The following is a 24,298-nucleotide window of genomic DNA, read 5'->3' on the forward strand; positions in this document are numbered from 1 at the left end:
TGAAGCCGTAGTAGATCTTGTCCGCATTCACCGGCATAAGCGCCAGAATGTCTGTGGCACACTTTTTGCGTGGTTGAGATGCCGAGACTGGTGTCCGGTCGGTACAGGTTGATTGAACGCGTACGCGAAGGCGGCACCTCCTTCGTCTGGAGTGCGCACGACGAGATCCTCCGGCGCCGGGTCGCCGTGAGGCTGCTCGCCGCGAAGCTGCATGACGACGGACGGCTGCAGGCCGCGACGCAGGCCGCCGCGGCCCTGAGCCATCCGAATGTCAGAGGCGTCTACGACTTCGGCGTGGCCGGCAACGAAGCCTTCATCGTGATGGAACTCGTCGACGGCATCCCGCTCGCCGACCGGCTCACCCGCGGTCCGCTGCCGTGGCGCGGTGCCGTCGAGGTGTGCGCCTATGTCGCCGCCGCCCTGTCTGCGGCCCACGCCCGCGGTCTCGCCCACGGTGGCATAACGCCCGAAACGATCATGCTCACCGGCGACGGCGTCAAGGTAGTCGACTTCGGCATCGCCTCGCTCGTACGCGCCCGTGCGGGCGACGGCAGGTCAGCCTACGTCGCGCCCGAGCGCCGGGCCGGTCCGACGGACCACACCCGGGACCAAGCCGCCGACGTGTACGCCATCGGCGTCGTGCTGTTCACCGCGCTGACCGGCCACCCGCCGGTGGCGGTCCGGGCAGGGTTGCGGCGGGACAACCCGGAGCCGGTGCCGCTTCCGCTGATCCCGGGGATGCCGCTGGAGGTCGCGGCGCTCTACCAGCGCTGCCTGGCCGCCGAACCGGCGATGCGCCCGTCCGCGGCGGCACTGGCGCACCGCCTGGCCGCCTTGGTAGGTGTCCGGGTGGGTGCCGTCGACGTCCGCGTGGTCAAGCCATCGGACGACGAGACGGCCAACCTGCGCGGCACGAGAGAGTTGCCCACGGCGACGGATTTCCCGGCGGCGACGGAGCCCGCGCCGCTGGCACGCTCCGGTCGGCTGCGGAAGGCGGTCGTGGGCGGCGCCGTGGCCGTGGCCGTCGTCTTTGCCGGGACCGCCACTGCCAGTGCGCTGATGCGCTCCGGAGGGTCCAGCCAGGTCCACTGGTCCGCCGGGTCCGATGGGCCCGGATCGGGTGCGGCCGCGTCGAGCCGGCCCGGATCGGGCGCCCCCACGGGCAGGGCGAGTTCGCCGAGCACCGGCGCAGGCCAGGCGGCCGCCGGGTCGTGCACGGTGGCGTACCAGGTCAAGCAGACCTGGGACAACGGCGCCACCGTGTCGCTGTCGATCACCAACACAGGTCGAACGGGGCTGAAGGAATGGGCCCTGAGCTTCGACGTCGAGGGTCAGGTGCAGACAGGGTCCAGCTGGAACGGTGCGTGGCAGCAGCAGGGCACGCAGGTGACCGTCACCGGCCTCGCCGGCCATTCGGATCTCGAAGCCGGCGCTTCGGTGACCGACGTCGGCGCGAACGTCGGCGGCCAGCACGCCGGGACGATTCCCGACGCCTTCGTCCTGAACGGCATGCGCTGCCAGACGGCGACGCAGCCCTGATCGACGCCTGTTGCGCCACGCACCACCGGCCCGCATTCCTCATGGACGCGACGACGTCGTCTGTCTTGGCCCACCAGCCGGCGGCGCTGACCGCCGACAGGCTTCGACGCGGCGCACGCCGTAGTTCCCGCGGTTACGGGCCGGCCAAGTGGCCATCGACTGTGAGGAATGAGGCCGACCTTCGGCGGTGAGCCCGCCGGGTCAGCGCTGCTCGACATGCGGAGAACTCATGCGTGTCGAGACTGGCCGGTGGACAGTCGCCTGAACGGTCAGCCGCTATGGCAGGTTGACCTGATCGATCGGCAGCTCGGCCCGCAGATGAGTGCCCAGACCGGGTGGGCTGTTGATCCTGATGGTTCCGCCCAGTGCCTCGACGCGGTCGGTGAGCCCGATCAGACCGGAACCTCGCGCCGGATCGGCTCCGCCCACCCCGTCGTCATGAACGGACAGATGGAGCCATCCGTCGCGGATCGCCGTCCTGATACGTACGAGCGAGGCGTGCGCATGCTTGGTGGCGTTGGCCAGCGCTTCCGCGGCGACGTAGTACGCCGCTACCTCGACGGGTTCGGGGAGGCGGCCATCGACATGGAGGTCGACGTCGACTGGGACCGGGCAACGGCGTGCCAACGTCTTGAGCGCGGGCCGGAGGCCGCCTTCGGACAGATTCGCCGGGTGGATGCCACGTGAGATCCTCCGCAGGTCATCCAGCACGTTCGTCAGCTCGCTCGTCACCGCGAACAGCTGCTCGCGGAGTTCGGGCATCTCTGGCGGTATTTGAGCCTCGGTCTGGCGCAGTTGCAGCACGAGCGCGATGAGGTCCTGTTGGATGCCGTCGTGCAGGTTGCGTTCGATCTGCCGTCGGGCCCGGTCGGCGGTGACGATGATCCGGGTCCGGGAGGTCGCGAGTTCGGCGTGGGCCTGGGCGCTGGCGATGGCCGCGGCGATGAGGTCGGTGCAGTCGGCAAGTCGCGTTTCGATGTCCGGGGCCAATGGTTCCGGCCGTGCCATGGAGGCGGCAACGGCTCCCCAGAGGCGTCCCTCGATGTAGATCGGGGCGCCGACCGCGCAGCGGATGCCTCGCTCGCGCAGGCGAGCGGCGAGCGGGCCGGGAACGCCCGCATAGTTGTCGATCCGAGCGGGACGGCCGGTGTCGCGCACCATCGCCGATACGCTGCGACCGTCCAGCGACAGATTCGTACCGGCCGGGATCACGACCCCCCAGCCCCACGCTGCGATGACGGTAGCCGTGCCATCGTCCTCAAAGCGGACGATGTTCGCACCATCGGTATCGATGAGCTGCCCCAGTTCCGTGGCGACCGTATCGAAGACCTCGGTCAAGGGGACGCCACGCGCGATGAGTGTGGCAATGTGCCGTTGCGCCTTGGCGAGGCGGGAGAGCGCGTCGGCGCTACGTTGTCGTGGTTTCTCCATCATGTCGCTCCACATTCTCGTCCAGCCGAGCTCGAGTTACGGCCGGACCGCCGTCCGCGAGTTGGATGGCCACGGTTACCCCGTCACCCTCATCCGCAAGACCGGATCACGCCACGCCACAGGCTCGCTACGCACGTCGCGCGCCCTCTGCGTTCCGTCGCCGCCATGTGCGTAGATGACGACGGGCAGCGGTTCGCTCACGCCGGCCGGCCGGAACAGCCGCATCCAGGTCTCGCCGGCCGGCCCGCCGGGCACCACGATGCGCGGCAGGTGCGAACGCGCCGGGGACACGCCTGGGCGCCGGCACGGCAACGGTCTTCGACAGGGTGGTCATTGCAACTCCAAATACGCTGGCCGCCGATGTTGTACGGCGGGCTTCGTGGCCTGACCCAACCAGCGTGCCGATTCCGGCAGTACCCGGGCATGGGTCATTTGACCGGATTGGTACGGCTACCGGCGACACGATCGGGTATCGGTCACACCGCCACATGGACACGAATTTCCCCACTGCGGCCTCGCGAACGAGGATCTTGCCCCCGATCACGTCGAACACCACGTCGACCTCGCCGACGTCCTCCACCCGGTCGGCGTACAGGTCCACGAATGCGTCCACGCCCAACCCGAGTGCCGCCTTCCGGTGAGCGGAAGAGCCCGTGCCGATCGCGCCGGCGCCGGCGTACGGGTTCCGAGCACAGCCATGCACGCCAGCCGTACACCGGTCAGGAAGCCTGGCGCGCTCCGGCTCCACGGCGACCGCCGGCTCGGGCGACCTCCGTTCCGCTGCTTACGCTGGGTTACCGGTAGGGGCGGTCGGCGCCGTCCGGTGTGATCGTGTCCAATGCGTCGCGTAGGGCGGCGCGTGAGGTGATGCCGAGCTTGGGGAAGATCCGGTGCAGGTGGGCGCCGACGGTGCGGTGGGACAGGAACAGCTGTTGGCCGATCTGTTTGTTGGTCAGGCCGGTGGCGGCCAGCGTGGCGATCTGTCGTTCCTGCGCGGTGAGTGCGGCCGAACGGGTGTCGGGTCGTGCGGTGGTGGCGATCCCGGTGGCGCGTAGCTCGTTGTGGGCCCGCGCTGCCCAGGGTCGGGCACCGAGTCGGTCGAGGATGTCGATGGCGGCGCGTAGGTGCAGGCGCGCTCGGGTGGTGTCGCGGGTGCGGCGTAGCCATTGTCCGTAGGCAAGGTGGATGCGGGCGTGTTCGAACGGCCACCGGTCGGCCTCGGGCAGGGACAGGGCGGTCTCGAACAGTAGGCCGGCTTCGTGGTCGTCGGCGGCCAGGGCGGCGGCCCCGGCGGTGATCAGGGCTCTGCGGGAGGAGATGCGGGCGATGCCGGCCTGTTGGGCGGCGGCAACGTGGGCACGGGCCTCCGCTATCTGCCCGGTGCGGATGGCCGCCTCGACCAGGTTCATGACCACCCAACGGCCGGGAGCGCTGGACGGGGGTGTGCCGGGCGGGGTAATCCGGGACGCCTGGGCGTAGGCGTCCTCGTAGTCTCCCTGGGCCAGGGCCGCGATGGTGCGCGCGTACCGGGCGAACGCTTGCGTTACTCCGATGCCGCGTGGCGCCGCCCAGGTGGTGATCTCGTCGGTCAGGGTCCGGGCGAGGTCCACCTTGCCGCGCCCGGCCGCGAGGAACGCCAACAGGCACCGAAGCTGCCCCTGGAGAAGGTGGTAGCCATGGGCGGCTGCCAGATCCAGCCCCTCCCGCGCTAGGTTCTCGGCCTCGTCCCACTGCCCGTGTTGATAGGAGTCGCCGCTGAGCAGCAGCAACCCGGAAATGACCATGGCGATCGCACCACCGTCGCGTTCTCGTTCGATCATGCGCCGGACCAGGTGGCGATAGCCGGACAGGGCGTCCACCCACAGGGCCGCGTAGGCCAGGGGGACGAGCTGCCAGGCTGCCGCGTCGGCGGGCAGGGCGTCGAAAGCGCGGGCGAGGCCCTCCCCCACCGGGCTGGATGCGCGGGCCGGGTCGGTGAACGTGTCGTAGCACAGCCGCAGGGGCGTTACCCCCTCCGGGTCGAGCCGAGCCAGCGCGCTCCCGAACAGTTCCCACGACTCTGGCCGGTCGCCGTAGATGCAAACCAACACCAGCGCGTACAGGGCGTCGGTGTCCCAGTCGCGGTTGGTCTGGTCGGTGTCGGCGCTGACGTCAAGCGCCCGGGCCAGGAGATGGTGCGCGGCATCGATGTCTCCCTCACCGTGCGCGAGGTAGACCGCCGTGATGCCGTCGATGATCGATCCGGCCGGAGCGACCTGTGCCTGCCGGGCGTCGGCCAGCAGCCGGGTCGCCCGGTCCATTGGACCGGTCCTGCTGGCGATGAAGGCAGCCTCGACCAGCCGGCGGGACCGGTCGGCCGGTTGCGGGCTGAGTTCACCGGCGCGCACCAGCGCGGTCACCGCGGCGGACGCGCCGCCGCGCCGCGAGGCGGATAGAGCCGCCTCCTCCAGCGCCCGGGCCACCGTTTCGTCTGGCTCGACCGCGGCTTCGGCCAGATGCCACGCCCGGCGATCCGGGTCTCCGGCCAGGGTGGCGGCCAGGGCCCGGTGCGCCGCTCGGCGTTCACTCGGCGACGATGTCTGCACGATCGCCGAGCGGATCAGCGGGTGCCGAAAGGCCGGATGGCCCTCGTGTGCACCCGTGCGAATGAGGTTGGCCCGTTGCGCGGGGGCAAGGTCATCGATGTCCGCCCGGCCCTGCGTAGCTGTTCGGATCGTGGCCAGACTCGCATCGACCTCCAACGCGGCCAGTAGCAACAACTGTCGGGTGGCCGCGGGCAGGGCGCGCATCCCGGCGGCGAAGGCGGTCTCAAGCCGCCGGTTCAGGGGCAGGAATTCGGGCAGCGGGTCCTGGCCGGAGCGCTGCCGGTCGGTCAGCGACGCGGGCAGTTCCTGCAGCGCGAGCGGGTTGCCGGTGGCCTCATCGAGCAGCCGCTGTCGTACCGCGGGTGCCAGGTCTCGGTACCGGGTGTCCAGCAGGGTGGCCGCCGGCTGCTCGCCGAGCGGGCCGATCTCCTGCTCGGGCAACTGCACCTGGTCGAAGAAGCCGCCGGCACCGGTGCGTGCGGCGGCCAGGAACACGATCGGCTCAGCGCCGATCCGACGGGCGGCGAACGCCAGCACGGTTGCGCTGGCGCAGTCGATCCACGGCACGTCGTCGACGATCAGCAGCAGCGGACGTTCGGTGGCGACCGTCCGGAGCAGGGCCAGGACGGCCGTCGAAGCGACCAGCGGGTCCGGTGACGGTCCCGGTGCGAGGTCGAAGACCTGGTTGAGGGCGTCGCGATGGTGGCCGGCCAGCCGATCGGTACGTTCGTGTAGCGGGTAGAGCAGCTGGTGCAGTGCCGAGAAGCTGATCTCGGCCTCGAACTCCACGCCGGAGGCGCGTAACACCCGAATGCCGACAGCTGCGGCCCGCGCTGCGGCGGCGTTCAGCAGTGCGGTCCTGCCCACTCCGGGATCGCCCCGCAGCAGTAGGCCGGGGCCGACCCGGCCGTGCCTGTCGAGCAGCGAGTCGATCAATTCCAGCTCGGCCGTGCGCCCCACGAGATCGACTACGCGCCTCTGATAGATGGGCCAGGAAGAGTCTGCAACGGTCATCGCGTGAGAATCTCCATGTTGTGCGGCCATCGCGGCCCTGAACAGGCAATTCTCTGCCTACCGGGGGTCTGTTAGAGCCTACCCGCGCCTCCGCCGAGCCGACCAGGCCAGCGGTGCGTCATGGAGGGTTCTTGCACTATCCGTAGCCACCAGGGCATCGCCCCGGCGGTCAAGAGGCCCGCTGAGGGGCGCGACGCGTTGCGCAACCGGATGGCTGCCATCCGCGACTTCGCCCGACATCTCACCGCCTGGGCGAGTCCGCCTATCTACTCCAGCCGGCGTTGACCCGCAAAGGCCCGCGTCACGTCCCCGTATCTGCACGCCTGGCGAGATCCCCGCGATCCGGCAAGCCGTTGATGACACGCCACCGCTGCCCGGATACCTGTCGACCCAACGGTCCACAGTGGGCAGTGACACCCCGGCCAGCACCGCAGCATCCTTACGGCGCCGGATTTCCGCCATCCACAACACGATCCGCGCCCGGGTCCCACCACCGCCGGTACGTCACTGCTGTTGATCACCGCCCGCAACTCTGCGGTCTGTCCCTCGGTCAGCATCACACCAGAATCAAACGACCACGGGCTCGCGCACCGGACGTGATCCTCGGCGGCACGACAGCATGAACGAACACATACTTCCCGCGTGTGCCCGCTAGGATGCTTCCTCCCGCTCGCGGGCGAGCAGATGCAGATGTGTTATGGCCATGTTGATCGCGGAAGCCATCGGCGTGACGTCGCGGGAGGTCTGCGCCAACAGGTAGCCGCCCTGGACAGCCGCCACGAACCCCGTCGCAAGTTGGGCCACGTCGGCGTCCTGCGGAATGACACCTTCCTGCTGGAACCGGCGAAGGAGATCTTCGAAGAGCTCTTGCCAAGCCATGAACAGGTCGTGGAGCTTCCTGCGTGCGACCGAGTCCTGATCGGAAACCTCGTTCGCCAGGGAGCCCAAAGGGCACCCGTACCGGCCGTCTTGCAGGGCATTGCGCGCGACAAGTGCATCCCGCCAACGTCGCAGGCCCGCGAAGGTCCTCACCTTCTCCAGGCGTTCTCGCTCACCGGCTATCGTTCGCTCGCCCACAAGCTCGATCACTGCCCGCACCAGCGCTGACTTGTCCTCAAAGTGTCCGTACAGCTGCGATTTACTGACGTTGCTCGCTGAGACGACGTCGTCCAGAGTCGTTCCACCGACTCCTCGCACGCGCATCAGATCGGCGGCGGTGGCGACGATCTTAGACCTCGTCTTCGCGCCACGCGCCGTCAACCGCGCGGCTGCGGCCGTCTGCGAGCTCTCCTCCACACAGCCATGGTACTGACAGGACCGCCGCACGAACCAGGTCAAGGCATCAACACCGGGCGCGGCCGCGGCAGGGGCACCGGTGAAGGTGAACGTGGACGTGTGCAGGCACATAGCCACATCTGGACGATTTCGTCCCGTTCGGTCAGCCGTCGACGTCCCTTGAGGCGTCCCATCGGCCATCGTACGCATTCACCGCCCGCAGGCGCACCGGCCTCTGCGACCTCACCGCCAGGGGTCCCTGCACGACCCGAGTTACACTGGACGAACCCGTCCAGTTGATGCCGGACCTTTTAAACGAATGAACGAGGAGCCGAGCTACGCTGGACGAGTCCGTCCAGTTGAGACCGGACCGTTCAACCAACACGAACAGGGAGCCGAAATGCCTCAGTCCTACTCACTCCCCACTGAACCCGAAGGCGTCGTCGCGTCGCTGCTTGAGCGATTCAACTCCGGCAAGGTCAGCGCAATGATGATCGGGTACGAGCCGGAGGCCGTGTTCATCGCGAAAGACGGGCGAACCGTCACTGATCATTCCGAGATCGCTGCCGAACTCGAGCGCGATCTCAAGTACGGCCTGCCGCTGGAGGCCAAGGCGCGCCACGTGTTCGTTGCCGGCGATATCGCCCAGATCGTGCTGGACTGGTCAATTGATGGCACAGGTCCCGACGGCGAGCACGTGCACCTCGAAGGCTCGGCAAGCGATGTCGTGCGCCGAGGCGCGGATGGATTCTGGCGGTACGTGATCGACAATGCTCTCGGGACGGCGGTGCGACAGCCCGCCCCCGCCCGGAAAACGTGACCGCCAGGTGGTGAAACTCCCGTATCACGGAAGATTGGGTTTTCACGCTCAAGCCTCAGGTGAACGGGCCGTCGGTTGGGTAATACCACTGCGCTTCAGCGGTCGAGATTTTGGACCCGTGGCCTGAATTCTCCGGGAGACGACGGAATCCCATGCGGTGCTGGCAGCTCGCGCACGACGGCGGTACCGCCATGGTGGTGCTATCGATCGGATTTCAGCTGAAGGAACCAGGTACGGATCATCGGCAGCCGGCAATGGCGGCGCCGACGTGGTCGACGTCGCCGAGGTTGACCACGTCCACGGCGCCGCCATGGGCGTTCGACGTGATTGGCGGTGACATCGGGACGCGGTCGGCAAGGCTGGTTCGAGCCGGAGGAATACTGGTGACGATCGCCGGCCCGCCGGCGGCGCGGCCCGCGGACGGCCTGGCAATCGACTTCGTCGTCGTGTCCGATCGCGCCCAGCTGGGTGAGGTTGTCCAGCGGGTGCGGGACGGACGTCTGCGGACGGTCATCGGCAACGTCGCGACCCTCGATGATGCCGATGCGGCGTTCAATCCGACGGAGCGGGTCAAGGGAAAGACGATCATCCGCGTTCACCCGTAACTACGCGGAGGCGATGGAGACCCCGTTACGTCATCACGGGGTGGGCGAGGACTGTTACTGAGAGAGGTAGTCAGATGAAAGCGATCGTGGTGACGGACCGGGCCGCGGGAACGGCGGGAATGACACTGGTGGAGCGGCCCGAGCCGGACGCGGCGAGGCTCGCCAGTCTTGAGGGCGCGAACTACGGCGATGTCGTCGTTGAAGTTCATGCGTCGGGATTCACCGGCAATGAGCTGGAGTGGCCCTCGACCTGGATCGATCGCCTCGGCCGTGACCGCACGCCGTCGATCCCCGGCCACGAGATGGCCGGGGTAGTCACCGCTCTCAGCTATGGAGCAACGGGGTTGTCGGTGGGACAGCGGGTGTTCGGCCTTACGGACTGGACTCGCGACGGCACCCTGGCGGAGTACACGGTCGTCGAGGCGCGTAACGTCGCGCCGCTACCGGCAGACGTCGACTTCACGGTGGGCGCGAGCGTCGCGATGACGGGCCTGAGCGCGTGGCAGGGGCTGTTCGAGCACGGCCGCCTCCAAGCGGGACAGAGCGTCCTCGTGCACGGCGCGGCCGGCGCGGTCGGGTCGATGGCGACACAGCTCGCACGTGAGGCCGGCGCCTACGTCATCGGTACCGGACGCGGTGCCCACCGTCGGACGGCACTCGACTTCGGCGCACAGGAGTTCATCGACCTCGACAACGACACGCTGGAAGATGTCGGCCGAGTCGACCTGGCGTTCGATGTCTTCGGCGGCGACATCGGAAATCGGTCCACAGGTCTTGTTCGAGCCGGAGGAACACTCGTGACAGTCGCCGGTCCGCCCGAGACACGGCCGGCCGACGGTCTCGCGATCGACTTCGTCGTGGTGTCCGATCGCGCGCAACTGGGTGAGATCGCCCGGCGGGTCAGGGATGGACGAGTACGGACGAACATCGGCCAAGTCGCGACCCTCGACGATGCTGTCGCCGCCTTCAACCCGACCGAGCGGATCAAGGGCAAGACGATCATCCGCGTTCGCCCCTGAGCTTGTTGTTTGATGGGACCGGCGGGTCCGGCGCAGTCGGACCGGACACGCCGACAATCGTCAATCTACTTGCAGGTCGAGGTGATTAAAGATCTTTCGGTATTGAGGTGAGTCGTTGCGGGCTGATCGTGTTGCCGGGTACGAGAATCGGTGGCATGTCGGTCTCTGCACAGCCGGCGGGTCGGCGTGGTGCCGCTCGTCTGGATGTTGATGTGTTGCGGCAGCGCCGGATTCGGGCGGCGGAGTTGTTCGAGGACGGCGCGCGGCAGGCCGATGTGGTGACGCAACTGGGGGTCTCTGCGCAGACCGCGTCGCGGTGGCATCGGGCGTGGCGGGCCGGCGGCCGGGAGGCCCTGACCGGCGCGCAGCGACTGGGGCGTACGCCGCGGCTGTCGGACGAGCAACTGTCCGAAGTGGAGTCGGCACTGCTGGCCGGGCCGAAGGCCAGCGGGTTCGGCACCGACCTGTGGACCCTCGCCCGGGTGGCGGACGTGATCGAACGGGTCACCAGCGTGCGGTACGGGCCGACGCAGACCTGGACAATCCTGCGGCAGCGCCTCGGCTGGACCCGGCAGCGCCCGGCCCGGCGGGCCGTCGAACGGGACGACGCAGCGATCGAAGCGTGGGTCAAGCAGGACTGGCCCAGGATCAAAAGGGGGCCCGGCGACGGGGAGCGTGGATCTGTTTCCAGGACGAGAGCGGCTTCTCGCTCCTGCCCGTAGTCCGCGGCACCTGGGCACCGCGCGGGCAGACACCCGTGTTGCGGCACCGGTTCTCCTGGTCGCGGATGTCCATGGCCGGTGTGCTGGCCTACCGGCCCGACCGCTCCCGGGCCAAGCTGATCTTCCAGACCAAACCCGGCAGCTACAACACCGAAAGCCTCATCACGTTCCTCACCCAGCTGCGCCGGCACCTGCGCGGCAAGCCGATCGTGCTGATCTGGGACGGGCTGTCCGCGCACCGGTCCAAGGACATGAAGGCATGGCTGGCCACCCAGCAGCACTGGCTGACCGTCGAAGCACTGCCCGGCTACGCCCACGACCTCAACCCCATGGAACTGGTCTGGGGCAACCTCAAAGCCACCGAACTGGCCAACCTGTGCCCCGACATCCTCAACGACGCCGACACCGCCGCCCACACCGGCCTGCACCGCATCGGCAGCAGCTACCAACTCTGCTTCAACTTCCTCGACCACACCGGCCTACGTCTCTGACCATCACTCAAATACCGAAAGATCTTTAGTACGCCAGAGGGCCTCGCCGTCCGACGCGAGGTAAACGACTGGATCCGCACCACCGACACATTCGACGCCGCCTTCGACGTGGCCCGAGCTGTCGAGAACCGCGAAGCCCCCGACTACATCCACCCGGCCCTGGACAGCGGCGACGGCACGCACCTCAACGACAAGGCGCCCAGGCCATGGCCAACGCGGTGGACCTGAACACCCTCGCCCTCTAGAGACCTCCTCCGTGCCGCCTTCGTGAAGGGTCCGATCGGCCGAGCTCCAGGTGCCCCGCCCCGACCAACCGTCGGGGTGAACCTCCGAGCGGGCCCTGCACGAAGTCGACGCCTCGCCTGCCGCACCGAGCCACCGGCCCGGGCCGACTCTCGGGTGCGCCGCGCTTGTCTCGTCTGCTCTTCCTGATGGCTGATTGGGCTCCGCGAACGATCGCTGTGTAGGGGGCGTGGACGGCGGGAAGGCAGAATCATGGCTGCCCCGGTGGATGTGGACGTGGCCAAGGAGTTCCACTGGGCTGGACTCGCGCAAGCCGAAACCGGCAAGATCCCGAAAAGCAGCCCTGCTTCAGCCGCCGGCAAGCTTGTCGGCGGCGCTCTGTCCGGCGTTGATGGTGCGGCGCAGGAACTCGGCGAGCAACGAAAGCTCGGCCTCCCCGTATTCTGCGCAGACCTGATCCATCGACTTGTTCATTCCCGAGTAGAGGCTGAACAGCTCCGCATTGCGGTCGCGCAGGGCCCGGACATTGACCGCCCGGCGGTCGGCCGCGTCACGCTCGCGGGCGATCCAGCCGCCGCGTTCCAGTCTGTCGAGGATGCCGGTCATGGTGGCGGGGTGCAGGCCGGCGCGGCGGGCGAGGGCGGTCGGGCTGAGCGGACCGTGCCGGTTGATCAGATCGAGGCAGTCGAGGTCGACATCTTTGAGGTCGGCCCGGGCGCCGACTTGGTGGTTGAGCAGGGACAGCTGGATGCTGAGCTCGCGCAGCGACTCCTTGATCTCGTTGGCCAACTGCCGCTGGCGGCGTTTGTTGCCTACACCTTCAGACGTTACGGGGGTCATATAGTTTCTCCGCTCGAAGCCGCATATTGCAGTTCTCATACTTTACGGCAAGCCGAAGACATGATGTCCGGCATTACGCCTGCACAGATTCGAGTGGAGGCCGACCGCCGGCCGTCGCGGTTGGCCCTGGACATCCGTACCCGCGCCGATCCGCCCGTCGCGGCCGTCCACCGAGCCGACCTCGCAGCCCCGGCGAGCGTCTGCGAGTCGCCATCTGCGCCGGACCGCTACGCCGCCGCCATCGGCCGCGCCGTCCGGCAGATCGACGACGGCGGCGGCGTAGCGAACCTGTAGCCGTTCGCGGCTGTTCGCGAACGTCATCCCCTGCCCATGACGGGCGGCGGGCCAAGGCGGACGCGGCCACTACGAACAGCAACCGCCGCACTTCGAGATCAGTTCAGAATAACAAGTCCTAACAGAATGATCTAGGGACTTCCGTCCTTTGTGGACGATGATCTATAGTGTCGACCGTGCGGAAGGGCGAGCAGCCACCATGGATGGTGCCGGACGGGTTGTGGGAGCGGATCGAGCCGCTGTTGCCCCGGCACCCGCGGCGGTTGCGTAACCCCGGGCGGAAACGGGTGCCGGACCGGCAGGTGCTGTGCGGGATTCTGTTCGTGCTGTACACGGCGATCCCGTGGGAGTTCCTGCCGCAGGAGTTGGGCTTCGGGTCTGGGATGACCTGCTGGCGGCGGCTGGCCGAGTGGCACGAGGCCGGGGTCTGGCAACGTCTGCACGAGCTCCTGCTGGCCGAGCTACGCGCCGCGGACAAGCTCGACTGGTCCAAGGCGGTGATCGACGGCTCGCATGTGCGGGCCCTGAAGGGCGGCCCAAAACCGGACCGAGCCCGGTCGACCGCGCCAAGACCGGCTCGAAACACCACGTCATCACCGACGGCGCGGGCATCCCACTCGCCGTCAGCCTGACCGGCGGCAACCGCCACGACGTCACGCAGCTCCTGCCGTTGATCGACGCCATCCCGCCGATACGTGGCAAACGCGGCCGGCCCCGCCGACGCCCCGACAGCCTGTACGCCGACCGGGCCTACGACTTCGACATCTACCGCGACCGGGTCCGCGATCAGGGCATCACCCCCTACTTCGCCCGCCGCGGCGTCGAGCACGGCTCCGGGCTGGGCGTTCACCGCTGGGTGGTCGAGCAGACGGTCGCGCTGCTGCACTGGTTCCGCCGCCTCCGCATCCGCTGGGAGATCCGCGACGACATCCACGAAGCGTTCATGAGCCTCGCCTGCTCCATCATCTGCTACCGCCGACTCATCAAGTGATCATTCTGTTAGGACTTGTAAGTCGGCGTGTCGGATGCGGCTGCTGGCCGGGGCGATCGATGCTCGTGCGGTGTCTGACGCGTGATCTGTATGAACTGTGGTCACGGTTGGGGCCGCCCGCCGGCGTGGTCGGCCGGACCGCGGACCGGGAGGGGCACCCATGCTCCCATCATCGATCAGGCCGGTCGGGGCGTCTGCAACGGTCAAGGTCACGGCCATCAGGTTTGGTCCCGCCTTGGTGGATGGTCAGAACGGCAGCCCGATCTCCGGCGATGTACACGGCCGCCACAGCTATGAGCCGGATGGCAGGAGTCAGGTGCGTCGAGAGGCTCACGCCGGGATCTGCCAGAGCCGGAGGGGAAACTCCCTCCGGCTCTGGACAACCATGAGTGACCTGCTCCAGGGCTAATGGCGCGACTCAGGTCAGTGTCGGCGGCCGGTCAATGGTGGACGCAGGTAGCGTCATCACCCGACGGGCTGCCGGGTCCCGTCAACCCGTACGGAACTGCTTTGCGGCTGAGCAGCCTGCTGGCTGGTGCCCGAGTAGAGGACGATGACGTTGATGATGGCCGCAGGGACCAGCAGGCAGAGGGCAACGACGAGCGTCCACGGCGCGAAATCGGGGCTTGAGGCGATGAGGTCCCAACGGCCGATCGCGATCGCCGCGCCGATGCAGGCCAGGAGTGATGTCTCGAGTACGTTGAGGTGCTCGTTGGCGCGTACGTGGAACCCAGCGGCCATCAAGCTGACGACGGCGAGCCCGATTGCCGCCAGCGGGGTCAGGCCCGGCAGGATCCCGGTCGCCTCGGGCAGCACCAGGCCCACGGCGGCGAGGACCTCCGCGACGCCGATGAGGATTACCTCGGCGCGGGGCAGATCGGAAAACCCGGTCCAGTTGTCGAGGCCGCGGCCGAGGACCTTCGGGGCGCCCCCAGCGAGGAAGAAGAGGGCAAGGAAGCCTTGGGCGCTCCAGAGGACGACGTTCAGCGTTGTGTTCATCAGCTGCTCCTTCGTGTACGGGAAGGTCTGACAGTCGGGCTCGTCGCTGCCTGCCTTCCCCGGTACGGAATTTCGCATGAAAAATATTACGGATACCGTATCATATGAGCTAGAGAGCAGCAAGCGAGCGCAGGCGGCGCGGCGGCGACGGGTCGGACCGGATAGGTCAAGGCATCCCTCCGCTGCCGGAACAAGTGCGGTGATCGTGGAGGTCGGGGTTGGATCACCAGACCGGTCTCGGTGATGAACGCATCGATCAGCGCCGGCCGGTACTTGACGGACGGGAACCGGGTCCGAACGACCGCGGCGAGTTGGTCGATACCGAAGGGGGAGAGGTGGGCTGCCCCCTGAGGTGTAGACATCCTGAGACTGAATGTTGGCCCAAGGGGAGGGGTGTGCTCGTTGGGGCGTCCGTCGAAGTACCCGGACGAGTTCCGGCGTGATGCGGTCGCCCACCGGCACGTCAGACGACTTTGTTAGGACCTCTGAAGCGATGGCAGATCAGAACGCCAGCACGTGAAGCGCGGCCGTCACATCAGCACCGCGCTTGATCGCGTCGGGCAGCGCGGCCCGGACCATACTTGCCCGATCGCCGATACTGCTACGCTATTCGTAGAATATCCACGCCGTAGTTTATAACGCGCTGGCGACAGTAGGGCCCCTGAACCAGGTGCCGGTATACACGAAAGGCTTGTCATGGAGATTGGCATCGGGCTTCCGAACGGTCTGGAGATCGCCGGAACCGCCGTGGCCGGCTGGGCCCGCCGGGCCGAGGAGCGCGGCTTCTACACCCTTTCAACGATCGACCGGATCGTGTATCCGACCTACGACTCGCTGACCGCGCTCGCCGTCGCCGCCGGAGCCACCTCACGGATCGGTCTGCTGACCGACGTCCTGCTGGCGCCGCTGTACCAGCCGACCTGGCTGGCGAAGGCGACCGCGAGCCTGGACGCGATGTCCGGCGGCCGCTTGACCCTCGGCATCGGCGTCGGTGGCCGGCCGGACGACTACGCGGCAATGGACCGACCGTTCGCCCAACGTGGCCGGCTGATGGACCAAACCCTCGACCTGCTGCACCGGTCATGGGCCGGGGAGAGTGTCACTGGAGATCAGTTCCCGATCGCTCCGGCGCCCGCCGCGGGCAAAAGGGTGCCGGTGCTCATCGGCGGCAGCAGCGACGCCGCGATCGCGCGCACGATCAAGTACGCCGATGGCTGGGCCGCACCCGCCTCCGGTCCGGCAATGGCCGCCCCGATGATCCGGAAGGTTCGTCAGGCCTGGCACGAGGCGGGCCGGGAAGGCGAACCGCGCATCGCCGCTCTCGCCTACTTCGGACTGGGCGACGACGACGCATCGCGCGCCTCGCTACGCCGATACTACGGCTTCTTGGGCGGCTGGGTCGACGCCATCGTGGAGTCTGCGGTCCGCACGCCCCGGGCGGTAAAGGACCTCGTCACCGCGTACGATGCGGTCGGCCTGACCGAGCTCGTTCTCAGCCCGACGATCCCGTCGATCGACCAGGTGGATCGGCTCGCCGACGTCGTGCTGTAAAGCGGTACCAGGAGCGCTACACAGCCGCTCGGGTGGCCATCCTCGGCTCAGTCGGCCCCGAAGTCGCCGCCAATCCTGGTACCGATGGCTTTCGCGATCACCGGCGTCACCTCCGCATTTGCGACCGGCGGCGAACTCAGGCGCGGCGCCCGGCCGAGCGACCGGACTGCCCGCGGCGAGGCCGCCGCTGGGCGGCTGTCGGAGTACGAGCGTGCGGAGGTGGCCAGGTTGCGGCGGGAGAACGCCGAGCTGGCGATGGTGTCGTGAGTCCTCAAGCGCTGGAATGTTGCGCGCCACCACGCAGGTGTTCGGGACCCCCGATGCCGTTGACACGCTCGACGCGCAGGCTGCTCGTCGCGGCGCGGTGCATGTACGCCGCGGCGACGGTCAGCCAGACCGACGGTGTCCACGATGGACGAGGGCAGGCACAGACACCCGCCCTCCCCGGACCCACCAGCATTCGTCCGGGCCTCAACCCCCGAATTCCAGGAAGCGCTGGCGCGCACCGATACGACGTCAAGCGCGCCTTCCTCACCGACCGGCTTGGCGAGGCCGGGCCCACCTGCCGGGCCGACCGGTTCTCGTCTCCGCGGTCACAGCGGTCCTCGGCGGAAAGACGTTGTCGGTCAGCGGCGGCCGGCGCGTTCGAGGGCTTTGAGGCAAGCCCGGGTTGCGATGCGATAGAGCCAGGTCCGCAGCGACGACCGGCCTTCGAAGTCGCCGAAGGCGCGCCAGGCGCTCAGGTAGGTCTCCTGAACGGTGTCCTCAGCGTCGTGGACCGAGCCCAGCATCCGATAGCAGTGCGCCAGCAGTTGCCGCCGGAACGGCTCGGTGAGGTGGATGAACTCCTCATCGGCCGGGAGGACCGCACCCGGCGGCCGGTGCTGGTGTGACATGGCTGTTCCCTTGTCCGTGATCACGACATGGCCAGAGCAAGCACACCGGTACCGACACTCGTCGTGGCACGGCTGGCCGCACTGGACAGGCGATGGAGGGACCGTTCGCGGCCGCCGCCGTGCGCACTTCGGCGAGCCATACGACGGCCGCGACCAGGGAGTACGGGACAAGTTCACGGCCGCCGGCGCAGGGCCGTTCAGCTCTGCCATCACCGCGTGGCCGCCGCAGGCAGTCCAGGCCGCTGACGAGCGCCACCCTTCGGCCGAGAGTCTCAGCTACGCACACCGCCACCAGCCGTTACCGGGAATGGCTCGTTGATCCCGGCGTGGCACCCCGGGACCCTCGCCCTGAACGCGCTGCCTGCGGTCTGGTTGTGCCCTCGGCGATGCCGACCAAGACCGTTTCCAGCATCCGCTCGAACTCAGCCTCACCACCGAACCCCGCTTGCAGGGGAGCCAGGGCGGCCAGGGTCGGATACACGGCCGGGTCGAACGCCGGTAGGGCCGCGCCCGTTGCGGGGTCACCGGTCCACCGGCATCCGTGCTCAAGATGGCGAGCAGATACCCATTGGCGATCTCCAGCGTGGTGAGGGGGCCTGGCTGGCGCTATAGCTGTGTGATCAGGCGTTCGGGGACCCAGATCGCTCACACTCCTGTTCGCGCAGCGAGCGCGTCGAGCGCTACCGCAACGCCTCTGCGACAAGTTGACAGCCTCTGTTGCAGGTGGCTGTGGAGGCCTTCTCGTCCGGGCAAACGGCAGCACGGTCGGGGAGAGCCGGCCGTGGGTGCGCCGCTGCCCGTACGAGGGTGAGGTTGAGATCCGGTGGGTAGTGCTCGTAGCCCAGCTGAGTGCGCCGTGCCGAGTCCGATGGCGAGGACTACCTGCGGACGCAGATCGCGCACCGATTAGGTTTCCACGCCGTGCCCGTCTGTACGTGTGAGATCGACCTACCTTGAGGGAACGTTCCCGGCCCTTCCGTGCGTTCCGAGTGAGCTGTCGACCGACGGTGGGGTGTTGTTGCCGACGAGGTCCACGCGGGTGCAGTGGCCCGCCGGTGGGGCGGTGGTGTTCGCGTTGTCGCGTGGTGTTCAGGCGGTTGGGGTGCTCATTCCGCGGTGACTTCGGTGACGGCGTGCGCTGGACTTGTCGACGATGGGGACATGTGTGATCACAGTGTCGGTGGCAGGTCCAGCCATGGTTTGTCGGCGGCGTCGAATCCGGTGAGCTCGGCGATCTTCCCGTCGACGATGTGCAGGACTGCGATGGCGAAGAGCCGGTACTCGGGGTCGTCGGGGGTGCGCAGGTACAGCACGGCGGCGGGCATGCGGTTGACCGTCGTGGTGATACCGCGCCAGTCGTCGTGGCCGTGCTGGAAGAGCCCACCGGAGAGCCAGCCGTTGATCGCGTCCTTGGCCGTCGTGGTCACGGTGCCCGGATCGGGCAGCATGGCGAAGCGCAGGTCGTCGCGCAGCAGGGACGTCAGCCGGTCGAGGTCGTTGCGCTCATGGGCCTCGATGTACGACTTCACCGCGCCGCGCTCGTCATTCGACAGCTCGTGGGTGGCGGGGCTCCGCCAGATACCGCACGTTAGATCGATCGGTTGCTCTAGACTCGCAGCTCGTGAGTGGATGGCGACTAGGTGTCGACTACGGCACCTCCCATACCGTGGCTGTGTTGGGGTGGCCCGACGGACGCATTCGTCCGCTGGTGTTTGATGGCTCGCCCCTGCTGTCCTCCGCGGTGTACGCCGATCCGGCCGGCGATCTACTGGTGGGGCGCGAGGTCCTGGCTCTTGTCCAGTCGGATGCCAGCCGGTTTGAGCCCTGTCCCAAGCGGCAGATCGATGCGGGCACCGTGTTACTGGGCGATCAACACGTTCCTGTGGCGAAGCTGATCACGGCTGTGTTGGCCAGGGTGGCGCAGGAGGCGGCACGGGTGGCCGGTCGCCCACCAGACGATGTGGTGTTGACCTACCCCGCTGGTTGGGGTCCGACCCGGAGGGCAATGTTGCGAACCGCTGCGCAGTCCGCCGGGCTAACGCCGACCGTGATGCTGGCCGAACCGGTAGCGGCGGCCGGGTACTTCCTGACGGCCGCCGAGCAGCCGATCCCCGTCGGTGCCCCATTGATGGTCTACGACCTGGGCGGGGGCACCTTCGACGTGTCCGTGGTACGGCGGACCGAGGAGGGCTTCGAGGTCATTGCCAGTGATGGGTTGCCCGACCTGGGCGGGGCAGACCTGGACGCGCTGGTTGTCGATTTGGTCGGGCAGACCGTCAACCACCACGACCCGCAGACTTGGCGGCGGCTGACCAATCCGGACACGACTGCGGACCACCGCAATTTCCGGGCGCTGTGGGACGCCGCACGGTTAGCGAAAGAGACCCTGTCTCGACGCCCGGTCGCGATCGTCGCGGTGCCGATCGCGGAACGCGAGGTCCACGTCACCCGCGAGCAGTTCGAACATGCCGCCGCCGCCACCCTGACCCTGACCACCGACCTGACCCAGACCATGCTTCGCCGTGCGGGGCTGGGCTCCGCCGACCTGGTCGGTATCTTCCTGGTCGGCGGAGCCACCCGCACACCCCTGGTCGCCACGCTCCTGCACCGGGCCACTGGCAGGCCGCCCACCGTCCTCGACCAGCCCGAACTGGTCGTCGCCGAAGGCGCCCTGCATGCCACACCCACAGCTGACCCGTTCCACGCGGGGGCGGCCGGGGTCGCCGGGGCTGACCCGCCGTCATGGGCAATCCAGTCGCCGGTCGGGTCGGGTAACCTGCCACCGTTCCACCCGACGAGCACGGCTGGCACCCCTGCACCGCCGCCGCCTGCCCGGGCCGGGCGCACGCAGCGCACATCTCGACGCAGCCGTTTGATCGTCCTAATCGTGGCGGCTGCGCTGCTCCTCGGCGCCGCGGTCACCGTCATAGCTGTGGCGCTTTCTCAACAATCGGACTCGCAGCTGCAGCCGATCGCCGGGAACTGGCAAATCGCGCGGCTGGACCCGAGTTGGACCAGCACCAACAAAACGGCAGCGATGAAGATCGATGCGAACGGGAAGGTGACCGTTACCGGCGGCCCACCCCTCGGATACGGATGCACCGGCACGATCAGGAGCACCGGAGACCACAAGCCCTACAAAATCACGCTTGCGGTCGGATGCGACACTGGCAATCTTGCAGCCGGGTCGGAGCTGGACGCAACGCTCAACGCCACCGGCGATCTGCTCACCATCACCACCACCATCAGAAACGCGGCTCCCGGAACTTTGACGACAAGCTCGTGGACGCGGCGCAACTGATGGATACGCCCGAAACACCCGTCGCGGATCCTGCCCGATCGGCGCGGCCACGCCCTGATGCCGATACCGCTGATTGGGGCCGCGCAGTGTTTGGCTCGCCATCACCGATCTCCTGCTCGTCATCGAGACCGTGTCGGCAGGGTCCGAGGCGATGGACGAGATGGTGCTCCCTCACCGGGTTAGAAGCGGGCCCTCGTGCGGCGGCGCCAGCTGTTGCCTTGGTACCGGTGGCAATGGTTGCGGCCGCCCAGGAGGCTCATCGCCGTGGGCGGCCGGCATGCAGGACAGCGGTGAAAGCGCGATCCGGCGCGACGGCCCGGCCGTCAGGCGCCGGGCGCGCGGTAGTCGACCGCCTGCCGGACGGCTTGGTCGACCTCTGTCGGGCTGAGCAGCGCCACCGTCTTGATGGTTGCTCCACCGGATGCGCCGATCGCAAACGCGACGGCGGCGGCGGCCTTGTTGTCGGGCAGTTCGCAAATCACAAGCGTGTCTTGCTCGCCGAAGGTGAAGTCGAACGACTCAAGGTGCCCGCCGACGCTTTCGGCCATCTTGCGGGCCGCGTCGACCCGGCTGCTGCCGCCGTCCTGCATCAGCCCGCGGAGTCCCTCGAGCGTGTAGGTCGCCTCCATGAGAAATCTGGGCATCGGGATCACCCCCTCCCAACGAGCGTAGTCGCCGGGCACCCAGGCCGACGCGCTCGACCGGCGCGGCCGATGAGTGTGCCGGAGAGCTTCTCCCGGGGTACCAGGCCGACGTTGTTTGACGAGCGCCCGCGCGGACGCGAACCGGTTCGGATCGCCGGTCTCGGCGAGGATCGCGGCCGCGCCGATCGCGGACAGGCCGGGATCGAGGTGACCAACTCGGTCAGGTGGAGTTCGTCCAGGACCGCCGTCATCCGGGGTCTCGGTATCGGCCATCCGGCGGTGCGATTGGCACCCCACAGCGTCGCTGTCGATATGGCGGTGGTGCTCGCCGATGGCGGGCAGGGCATCAGCGACCTGGCCGTGCTGCGTCAGCAGCCGGCGGTGTTCGGGTCACCTCGGCGTCGATCGGCGCTCGGCGATCACCACGACACGTCGGGGGTGCTGCGGTTTCGGGTGCTCCCGGTGATGGGCTGGTGTGGTGATTTGTGGTTTTCGGGTGATTGATCGGGTATCTGCCGCTTGATCCAGTCACTGGCCACAAATGAGGAGTCAAGATGTCCCAATACCTTGCCGTGCGGAGCGTGGACATCGTCAGCCCGTTCAGCAACACGCTTCGGTCCGCGGCTGCCTTCCTTCCTCGGGCGATCGCGTTCATCGTCGTCCTGATCATCGGGTACCTGGTGGCTCGCCTGCTGCGCACGGCGGTCGACAGATTGCTGGAGCGCGTCGGCTTCGACCGGCTCGTGGAACGCGGCGGTCTCAAGACAGCCCTCGCGCGCTCCCGCTACAACGCCTCCGGCATCGTCGGACAGCTCGTCTTCTACGCGGTGCTGTTGATCACGCTGCGAATAGCGTTCGACATTTGGGGCCCGAATGCGGTTTCCACGCTCATCACAGCTGTGATCGCCTGGCTGCCGCGGCTCTTCGTCGCGATCCTGATCGTCGTGGTCGCCGCGGCGATCGCCTCCGCGGTGAGAGACCTCGTGTCCACAGCGCTGGGGGGATTCTCCTACGGCCGCGCCGTGGCGAACATCGCCTCCGTGTTCATCCTCGGTATCGGCGTCATCGCCGCGCTCAACCAGATCGGGGTGGCGACCACTGTCACGACCCCCGTCCTGATCGCAGTTCTCGCCACCGTGGCCGGCATCTTGATCGTCGGCGTCGGCGGCGGCCTGGTGAAGCCGATGCAGGCGCGGTGGGACAGGTGGCTGGACCGGGCGGAGACAGAGTCGGCCCGCCGCTCCGAAATCCCGAGGGCGTACACGGCCGGCCAGAGCGACGCCGAGCGGCTGATGGCAGAAAAGCCACAGCCCGCCGCAACGCCGGTCGCCGCCGACCAGCAAGCCTCTTCGGCGTACCGCGACCAGTCCGTCGGCCAGCGTGCCACCCGCCCGCCGTCCCCACCGTCCGCAGCTGACGAGGACACGCGAGCCGTGTCTCCGCAGACCGGTCAACGGCCTCCGACGACCCGGTAGCGCGGGTACTCGACCGCCGCGGTGGTTGCGACCCTCCCCGGCCGTGTCACCGCCGTCCGTGAGCGGCAACCCGGCAGTCCCGCAGGCCTGCCGGGTCCGGCGGATCGTCCCGGACTCGCCCGGTCGGCCAGCCGGTCGGTATCCGAACGGTCATGATGCGGGTAAAGGGAGGGTTGCAGCCTTTTCGCCCCGGTACGGCCGCTCTATGGTCGTACTTCATGAGCATTCCCACCTCAAACCTGGGCGCCGACCGCGTGACCGTGCAGATGCTGCTCGATCGCCTCCACCGACGGATCGGCACCGCCGGCCTCGCGGCGGCAGCTGTGATTCCCGGCCTATCGGCACGGGTCGACCAGCACGCAGCCGAAGTACGGGATTTGCTCGGCATCCGCGGCCGTCGGCCGACGCTCGCAGCGTTGGCCAGCTACGCCGACGGACTCCTTGACGGGGCGACCGACCGCGGATGGCAGCCGCAGCACGATCTGGCGGGCTGGGTCGGCGCGGACGGCGTTACGGTCCGACTCATCGCGCTGTGCGGCTTGGCCGGCAGCGCCATGGCGTAGAGGCAGAAGCAGCGCGTCTGCACTCCTGGCCGCGCCGGGGCACGTGTACGTCTCAGCTTCGGACGAAAGCGCTCGATCTCGCCTGCCGGATCGGCGACGGCTACATCGCTGGCCGCCCTGGGCCAGGCGACTGGGACGCGTTGACGGGCCCCAACGACGCCGACGGCACGCTGGTCACCGAGAGCCGGCCGAACACACGAGCCCCTTTGATACGCGCCCCCTGGTCGGATGCTGGGCGGCCACCCCGGCGGCCGTGCGGCGTTTGTCGTGTGGTCGGATCGGGTAGCGAGGACCGTGTTGAGAGTGTTCGGATCTGCGCACGATGTGTGGTGGGTCGCGGTGAAGGCCCTGCTGCTTTACGCCACCGCCGTGGCCTGTTTCCGCCTCGGTGAACGTCGGACCCTGACCGAGATGTCGGCGTTCGACTTCGTCGCGGCCGTCGCCGCCGGAGCCATCGTCGGTCGGGTTCCCAACGCGCATGACGCCGGCTACCTTGCCGGCGCAGCGACCCTGATCACGGTCCTGCTCGCCCACCGGATTACCGCCCGGCTGCGCTACCGGCCGCTGTTCGCCAAGCTGATCGACCACCCGCCGCGTCTGCTGGTCGCCGACGGCAAGGTACTCGACGACGGGCTTCGCCGCAGCGGCCTGACCCGCCGGGACCTGTACGGCCTGTTGCGCGAGCACGGCGTGGACGAGCTCGCCTCGATACGGTTCGTCGTGTTCGAACAACGAGGCCAGGTGTCGATCGTGCGCCGCAACGCCACCACCGACACCGAACTCCTGCGTGACCTGTCATGAATCGCAGAGGGGCGCCGGCCCGCCGGCTTCGACGAGCGATGCGCTCGCCGTCGGCGACGACCTGACGATCCGGTCGTCCGGGAGCGGTGCCCCCAACCATCGCCAACATCCCGGCAACCCGGTCGCCGCGGTTTGCCACCATCGACCCGCCGTACTGCGTGCCATCGCCGGCGTTACGCCGAACCGGGTTGGAGATGCT

At 68.2% G+C, this 24,298-nt stretch carries 23 protein-coding genes and 1 pseudogene; 15 read left to right on the forward strand and 9 right to left on the reverse strand.

Annotated features, from left to right (window positions below):
- Positions 1–78 precede the first annotated feature (78 nt).
- Positions 79–1,539 (forward strand): serine/threonine-protein kinase, encoded by a 1,461-nt coding sequence (locus ACPPVO_RS33280; protein WP_426514741.1) that lies wholly within the window; start codon positions 79–81, stop codon positions 1,537–1,539.
- Positions 1,540–1,815: 276 nt separating this feature from the next.
- Here the strand turns inward: ACPPVO_RS33280 and ACPPVO_RS33285 are convergent, their stop codons facing one another.
- From ACPPVO_RS33285 to ACPPVO_RS33300, 4 genes are all read right to left on the reverse strand, one after another.
- Entirely contained in the window at positions 1,816–2,973 is a 1,158-nt protein-coding gene (locus tag ACPPVO_RS33285; protein ID WP_426502506.1) for a GAF domain-containing sensor histidine kinase, read from the reverse strand.
- A gap of 791 nt (positions 2,974–3,764) precedes the next feature.
- Positions 3,765–6,569, reverse strand: a complete 2,805-nt coding sequence (locus ACPPVO_RS33290; protein WP_426502507.1) for an AAA family ATPase — start codon at positions 6,567–6,569, stop codon at positions 3,765–3,767.
- A gap of 78 nt (positions 6,570–6,647) precedes the next feature.
- Positions 6,648–7,031, reverse strand: coding sequence for a hypothetical protein (locus ACPPVO_RS33295; RefSeq protein ID WP_426502508.1), 384 nt, complete (start codon positions 7,029–7,031; stop codon positions 6,648–6,650).
- A 189-nt stretch (positions 7,032–7,220) separates the two neighbouring features.
- Positions 7,221–7,865: a TetR/AcrR family transcriptional regulator gene (locus ACPPVO_RS33300; protein ID WP_426502509.1), complete on the reverse strand. Its 645-nt coding sequence runs from the start codon at positions 7,863–7,865 to the stop codon at positions 7,221–7,223.
- A 379-nt stretch (positions 7,866–8,244) separates the two neighbouring features.
- On the opposite strand from ACPPVO_RS33300, the gene ACPPVO_RS33305 reads away from it, so the two are divergent.
- The 5 genes from ACPPVO_RS33305 (at position 8,245) to ACPPVO_RS33325 (ending at position 11,501) form a co-directional block, all read left to right on the forward strand.
- The gene (locus ACPPVO_RS33305) at positions 8,245–8,664 is read left to right on the forward strand and encodes a YybH family protein (protein WP_426502510.1); all 420 of its coding nucleotides are present in this window, start codon (positions 8,245–8,247) and stop codon (positions 8,662–8,664) included.
- Between the two features lie 254 nt (positions 8,665–8,918).
- The gene (locus tag ACPPVO_RS33310; RefSeq protein ID WP_426514742.1) at positions 8,919–9,269 is read left to right on the forward strand and encodes a zinc-binding dehydrogenase; all 351 of its coding nucleotides are present in this window, start codon (positions 8,919–8,921) and stop codon (positions 9,267–9,269) included.
- 74 nt (positions 9,270–9,343) lie between these two features.
- Positions 9,344–10,288 carry an NADP-dependent oxidoreductase gene (locus ACPPVO_RS33315; RefSeq protein WP_426502511.1) on the forward strand — a complete coding sequence of 315 codons (945 nt, stop codon included), beginning with the start codon at positions 9,344–9,346 and terminating at the stop codon, positions 10,286–10,288.
- Between the two features lie 212 nt (positions 10,289–10,500).
- A complete protein-coding gene (locus ACPPVO_RS33320; protein WP_426502512.1) occupies positions 10,501–11,010 on the forward strand; it encodes a winged helix-turn-helix domain-containing protein in 510 nt (169 codons plus the stop codon).
- Positions 10,911–11,501, forward strand: a complete 591-nt coding sequence (locus ACPPVO_RS33325; protein WP_426502513.1) for an IS630 family transposase — start codon at positions 10,911–10,913, stop codon at positions 11,499–11,501. The genes ACPPVO_RS33320 and ACPPVO_RS33325 overlap by 100 nt, the downstream gene beginning before the upstream one ends.
- 591 nt (positions 11,502–12,092) lie before the next feature.
- Here the strand turns inward: ACPPVO_RS33325 and ACPPVO_RS33330 are convergent.
- Complete coding sequence (locus ACPPVO_RS33330) at positions 12,093–12,584, reverse strand: MarR family transcriptional regulator (protein ID WP_426502514.1); 492 nt, start codon at positions 12,582–12,584, stop codon at positions 12,093–12,095.
- A gap of 93 nt (positions 12,585–12,677) precedes the next feature.
- On the opposite strand from ACPPVO_RS33330, the gene ACPPVO_RS33335 reads away from it, so the two are divergent.
- Together ACPPVO_RS33335 and ACPPVO_RS33340 are read left to right on the forward strand one after the other, a co-directional pair.
- On the forward strand, positions 12,678–12,878 hold the full coding sequence (locus ACPPVO_RS33335; RefSeq protein WP_426502515.1) for a hypothetical protein: 201 nt from the start codon (positions 12,678–12,680) through the stop codon (positions 12,876–12,878).
- A 203-nt stretch (positions 12,879–13,081) separates the two neighbouring features.
- Positions 13,082–13,869 (forward strand): IS5 family transposase gene (locus ACPPVO_RS33340; protein WP_426514666.1). Its coding sequence is split into 2 segments (ribosomal slippage): positions 13,082–13,415 and positions 13,415–13,869, totalling 789 coding nucleotides; the frame shifts between segments, so codons are not numbered across the junction.
- A 465-nt stretch (positions 13,870–14,334) separates the two neighbouring features.
- Here ACPPVO_RS33340 and ACPPVO_RS33345 read toward each other — a convergent pair.
- Positions 14,335–14,868, reverse strand: coding sequence for a DoxX family protein (locus ACPPVO_RS33345; protein WP_426502516.1), 534 nt, complete (start codon positions 14,866–14,868; stop codon positions 14,335–14,337).
- A gap of 747 nt (positions 14,869–15,615) precedes the next feature.
- On the opposite strand from ACPPVO_RS33345, the gene ACPPVO_RS33350 reads away from it, so the two are divergent.
- Both ACPPVO_RS33350 and ACPPVO_RS33355 read left to right on the forward strand, forming a co-directional pair.
- Positions 15,616–16,419 carry an LLM class flavin-dependent oxidoreductase gene (locus ACPPVO_RS33350; RefSeq protein WP_426502517.1) on the forward strand — a complete coding sequence of 268 codons (804 nt, stop codon included), beginning with the start codon at positions 15,616–15,618 and terminating at the stop codon, positions 16,417–16,419.
- Between the two features lie 84 nt (positions 16,420–16,503).
- Entirely contained in the window at positions 16,504–16,686 is a 183-nt protein-coding gene (locus ACPPVO_RS33355; RefSeq protein ID WP_426502518.1) for a hypothetical protein, read from the forward strand.
- A gap of 362 nt (positions 16,687–17,048) precedes the next feature.
- On the opposite strand, the pseudogene ACPPVO_RS33360 reads toward ACPPVO_RS33355, so the two are convergent.
- Both ACPPVO_RS33360 and ACPPVO_RS33365 read right to left on the reverse strand, forming a co-directional pair.
- Positions 17,049–17,210 (reverse strand): annotated as a pseudogene (locus ACPPVO_RS33360) (sigma factor); the annotation flags it as partial.
- 1,274 nt (positions 17,211–18,484) lie between these two features.
- Positions 18,485–18,844 carry a nuclear transport factor 2 family protein gene (locus ACPPVO_RS33365; protein ID WP_426502519.1) on the reverse strand — a complete coding sequence of 120 codons (360 nt, stop codon included), beginning with the start codon at positions 18,842–18,844 and terminating at the stop codon, positions 18,485–18,487.
- Between the two features lie 146 nt (positions 18,845–18,990).
- Between ACPPVO_RS33365 and ACPPVO_RS33370 the strand changes: the two genes are divergently transcribed.
- On the forward strand, positions 18,991–20,616 hold the full coding sequence (locus ACPPVO_RS33370) for an Hsp70 family protein (protein WP_426502520.1): 1,626 nt from the start codon (positions 18,991–18,993) through the stop codon (positions 20,614–20,616).
- A 323-nt stretch (positions 20,617–20,939) separates the two neighbouring features.
- Here ACPPVO_RS33370 and ACPPVO_RS33375 read toward each other — a convergent pair whose 3' ends face one another.
- Complete coding sequence (locus tag ACPPVO_RS33375; protein WP_426502521.1) at positions 20,940–21,260, reverse strand: GYD domain-containing protein; 321 nt, start codon at positions 21,258–21,260, stop codon at positions 20,940–20,942.
- 111 nt (positions 21,261–21,371) lie between these two features.
- Between ACPPVO_RS33375 and ACPPVO_RS33380 the strand changes: the two genes are divergently transcribed.
- The 4 genes from ACPPVO_RS33380 to ACPPVO_RS33395 all read left to right on the forward strand — a co-directional run bounded on the left by ACPPVO_RS33380 (position 21,372) and on the right by ACPPVO_RS33395 (position 24,099).
- Entirely contained in the window at positions 21,372–21,764 is a 393-nt protein-coding gene (locus tag ACPPVO_RS33380) for a hypothetical protein (RefSeq protein WP_426514934.1), read from the forward strand.
- Between the two features lie 50 nt (positions 21,765–21,814).
- On the forward strand, positions 21,815–22,735 hold the full coding sequence (locus tag ACPPVO_RS33385) for a mechanosensitive ion channel family protein (protein ID WP_426502522.1): 921 nt from the start codon (positions 21,815–21,817) through the stop codon (positions 22,733–22,735).
- Between the two features lie 218 nt (positions 22,736–22,953).
- Positions 22,954–23,298: a DUF6401 family natural product biosynthesis protein gene (locus ACPPVO_RS33390; protein WP_426502523.1), complete on the forward strand. Its 345-nt coding sequence runs from the start codon at positions 22,954–22,956 to the stop codon at positions 23,296–23,298.
- Between the two features lie 339 nt (positions 23,299–23,637).
- Positions 23,638–24,099 carry a DUF421 domain-containing protein gene (locus ACPPVO_RS33395; RefSeq protein ID WP_426502524.1) on the forward strand — a complete coding sequence of 154 codons (462 nt, stop codon included), beginning with the start codon at positions 23,638–23,640 and terminating at the stop codon, positions 24,097–24,099.
- Positions 24,100–24,298 lie beyond the last annotated feature (199 nt).

This window comes from Dactylosporangium sp. McL0621 (assembly GCF_049995355.1).
Classification (GTDB): domain Bacteria; phylum Actinomycetota; class Actinomycetes; order Mycobacteriales; family Micromonosporaceae; genus Dactylosporangium.

Excerpts from the sequence above, each read along its gene's own strand:
- ACPPVO_RS33375 (WP_426502521.1), bottom strand. The coding sequence starts at position 21,260 with ATGCCCAGATTTCTCATGGAGGCGACCTACACGCTCGAGGGACTCCGC.
- ACPPVO_RS33355 (WP_426502518.1), top strand. The coding sequence starts at position 16,504 with ATGGCTTTCGCGATCACCGGCGTCACCTCCGCATTTGCGACCGGCGGC.
- ACPPVO_RS33285 (WP_426502506.1), bottom strand. The coding sequence starts at position 2,973 with ATGATGGAGAAACCACGACAACGTAGCGCCGACGCGCTCTCCCGCCTC.
- ACPPVO_RS33345 (WP_426502516.1), bottom strand. The coding sequence starts at position 14,868 with ATGAACACAACGCTGAACGTCGTCCTCTGGAGCGCCCAAGGCTTCCTT.
- ACPPVO_RS33390 (WP_426502523.1), top strand. The coding sequence starts at position 22,954 with ATGAGCATTCCCACCTCAAACCTGGGCGCCGACCGCGTGACCGTGCAG.
- ACPPVO_RS33310 (WP_426514742.1), top strand. The coding sequence starts at position 8,919 with ATGGCGGCGCCGACGTGGTCGACGTCGCCGAGGTTGACCACGTCCACG.
- ACPPVO_RS33290 (WP_426502507.1), bottom strand. The coding sequence starts at position 6,569 with ATGACCGTTGCAGACTCTTCCTGGCCCATCTATCAGAGGCGCGTAGTC.
- ACPPVO_RS33295 (WP_426502508.1), bottom strand. The coding sequence starts at position 7,031 with ATGGCGGAAATCCGGCGCCGTAAGGATGCTGCGGTGCTGGCCGGGGTG.
- ACPPVO_RS33385 (WP_426502522.1), top strand. The coding sequence starts at position 21,815 with ATGTCCCAATACCTTGCCGTGCGGAGCGTGGACATCGTCAGCCCGTTC.
- ACPPVO_RS33305 (WP_426502510.1), top strand. The coding sequence starts at position 8,245 with ATGCCTCAGTCCTACTCACTCCCCACTGAACCCGAAGGCGTCGTCGCG.
- ACPPVO_RS33315 (WP_426502511.1), top strand. The coding sequence starts at position 9,344 with ATGAAAGCGATCGTGGTGACGGACCGGGCCGCGGGAACGGCGGGAATG.
- ACPPVO_RS33280 (WP_426514741.1), top strand. The coding sequence starts at position 79 with ATGCCGAGACTGGTGTCCGGTCGGTACAGGTTGATTGAACGCGTACGC.
- ACPPVO_RS33330 (WP_426502514.1), bottom strand. The coding sequence starts at position 12,584 with ATGACCCCCGTAACGTCTGAAGGTGTAGGCAACAAACGCCGCCAGCGG.